4 protein-coding genes are annotated in these 2,523 nt (G+C 76.1%); all 4 read right to left on the bottom strand.

Annotated features, from left to right (window positions below; translation table 11 throughout):
* Nucleotides 1-714 (bottom strand): phosphotriesterase (locus ACIQOV_RS36995; protein ID WP_401055182.1); only part of this gene is annotated, 714 nt, incomplete at its 3' end.
* Nucleotides 711-1,214 carry a carboxymuconolactone decarboxylase family protein gene (locus ACIQOV_RS36990; RefSeq protein ID WP_401055181.1) on the bottom strand — a complete coding sequence of 168 codons (504 nt, stop codon included), beginning with the start codon at nt 1,212-1,214 and terminating at the stop codon, nt 711-713. The genes ACIQOV_RS36990 and ACIQOV_RS36995, both read right to left, overlap by 4 nt.
* A 17-nt stretch (nt 1,215-1,231) precedes the next feature.
* On the bottom strand, nt 1,232-1,870 hold the full coding sequence (locus ACIQOV_RS36985; protein WP_401055180.1) for a DUF4865 family protein: 639 nt from the start codon (nt 1,868-1,870) through the stop codon (nt 1,232-1,234).
* Nucleotides 1,871-1,937: 67 nt separating this feature from the next.
* Complete coding sequence (locus ACIQOV_RS36980) at nt 1,938-2,504, bottom strand: TetR/AcrR family transcriptional regulator (RefSeq protein ID WP_401055179.1); 567 nt, start codon at nt 2,502-2,504, stop codon at nt 1,938-1,940.
* Between the last annotated feature and the right edge of the window lie 19 nt (nt 2,505-2,523).

The following is a 2,523-nucleotide window of genomic DNA, read 5'->3' as shown; positions in this document are numbered from 1 at the left end:
GGAGGGGCTGTCCAGGGCGAGCCGGACCCCCTCGGCGGCCAGGGCACGGTGCAGCGCGCGGTCGGGGAGCCGGGTGAGGTGGCCGAGGACGATCCGGTCGGGCCGGACCCCGTGCCGGTCGTGCAGCAGGTGCAGGACCCGGAGCGGAGCGCCGTCGGCTTCGAGGTGGACGGCGATCGGGGCACCGGTGGCGTGGTGGGCCTCGGCCGCCGCGGCCATCGTCCACCGGGTGTGCCGGCTCACGGGCCCCGGATCGCCCGCGACCTTGATCAGCCCGGCCCGGACGCCCTCGGGCGCGCCGGGCAGACCGGTGGTGAGTTCGGCGACGAAGCGTTCCGCGAGATCGGCGTACGCGCCGGGGCGCTCGGCCGGGCCGCCGTCGACGTCCGGGAAGAAGCCCGGCGCGTAGTGGACCGCCTGGTGCGCGCCGGTAGCGGCGACGACGTGGACGCCGGTGGCGAGGGAGAGCGCGGCGAGGGAGTCCGCGCCCCGGCCCAGGCCGAGCGGGGTCCACTGGACGAGGGCACGGCCACCGGCGGCGGCGTAGGCCCGCAGGACGTCCTCGGCGGCGGCCGGATCGTCCAGCTCCTGGCCGGGGAGCAGCGGGCTGCGGATGAAGAGGTGGTCGTGGGAGTCGGTGACCCCGAGGTCGGCGGGGTCCAGGTCGCCGAGGACGGTGCGGACGGTGCGGACGGTGCGGACGGTGCGGCTCATGCGTCGGCCTCCGGGGTGGTGCTCCCGGCGACGGTCTCCACCGCGGCCTCGGGGCCAGTTCCGGTCCCGGCCTTGGCCTCGGCCCTGGCCGCGGCGTCCGCGAAGGCGGCGGTGGCGACGCGCAGGCCGGCCAGCGCCTTGGGGAGACCGACGTACGGCGCGAGGTGGACGATGACCTCGGTGATCTCCGCCTCCGTCAGGCCGATCCGTCGGCTGTAGCGGACGTGGTCGGCCAGCTGCGGCTCGACGCCGCCGAGTGCGGTGAGCGCGGCCAGGTTCGCGATCTGGCGGTCGCGCAGGGCGAGTCCGGGACGCTGGTAGGTACCGCCGAAGAGGCTGGTGACGATCCAGTCGGGGAAGCCGGGGGCGAGGGCGTCCAGGCCCCCGAGCGTGGTGGCGGCGCCGGGACCCGCGAGTTCGGCGAGCAGGGCGTAACCGGCCGTGCGGTCGGTCGGGGCCGGGGTGAGGTCGGTGCCGGTGGGAACGGTCGCGGGGGACATCGGGGCGGTGGGTCCTTTCACCAGTGGCGGCCGGCCGGCAGCCGGTCGAGTTCGGGGCGGGACAGGTGCAGCACCTGGTAACGGACGCCGGGCTCGTCCTCGGGGGCCGGGCCGTGCCAGAGGGCGAAGCGGAGCAGCTCCCAGCGGCTCGGGTCGACGGCCACGGCAGCGGTGTGCAGGGCCGGGTGCGTGGGCAGGTCGGCGAGCGCCCGCTCGACGGCCTCGGCCGGGTCGGCGGATTCCGGCAGCCGTACGGTCTCCCGGGTGGCGGTGGTCGGCGGCGCGGCCGCCTCCTCCGTTGGCGACGCCGCCTCCGAGGCCGATGTCGAGGCCGAGGCCGCCGAGGTTCCTGACGCGCCGCGGGTCAGGCCCGCGCCCAGCCAGTGCCGGACGGCGGGGCGGCCGAAGTCGGCGCTCAGGCCGCGGAATCCCGGCCCCCAGAGGAAACCGTTCATGCCCTCGACGGTGCGCCAGAGGTAGAACGGCGCGTACTGGTTGACGGGCGAGCCCTGTCGGCCGCGCTCGCGGACCAGATAGGCCTTGAGGCCGAGGCCCGGGTGCGCGTCGAGCAGGTGGCCCTTGTCGGCGACGCGCTTGCGGATGACGCCCATGTCGTAGTCGGCGGGCAGGGTGATCTCGTACTGCATCGCGTGCACGGCTGGGCTCCTCGGGTTCGACGGGTCCGGCAGGCAGGCGGGCTGCCGGCCGGGCGGACTTGGCGGGTCAGGCCGTGCGGTGTGCCGCGAGCAGGCCGAGGGCGCCACGAACGGCCCGGTCAAACGGCTCGGCGCTGTCGGCGGCACGGGCCAGGACGTAGCAGCCCTGGACGACGGCGACCACGGCGGCGGCGGTGTCGGCCGGGTCGAGGCCGGGGGCGAACTCGCCGTCCGCCTGGCCGTCGGCGATCAGTCCGGCGATCCGGCCGCGCAGCCAGTCGAAGGTCTCCTCGACGGGCGCGCGCAGGAGCGGGTCGGCGACCACGTCCGGGTCCTGGGCCATCCGGCCGATCCGGCAGCCGCGCAGGACGTCACGGTCGCGCTGCAGGTAGGCGGCGATCCGGTCGTAGGCGCTGCCGGGGGCGGCGAGGTCGGCCTCGGCGACGCCGCGCATCTGCTCGGCGCTGCGGCGCAGGGCGACGGCCGCGAGGTCGGGCTTGCCGGCGAAGTGGTGGTACATGCTGCCCTGGCCGACCCCGGAGCGCTGCTGGATGGCCTTGGGGCTGGTTCCGACGTAGCCGCGCTCCCAGAGGAGGGCCTGGGTGCTCTCGATGAGGCGGTCCTGGGTGCTCATGCGGACCACTGTACATACC

The sequence above is a fragment of the Kitasatospora sp. NPDC091257 genome (assembly GCF_044757675.1).
GTDB lineage: Bacteria > Actinomycetota > Actinomycetes > Streptomycetales > Streptomycetaceae > Kitasatospora > Kitasatospora lactacystinica.
The sequence above is the reverse complement of the archived record's forward strand: the minus strand, read 5'-3'. Positions and strand labels throughout refer to the sequence as shown.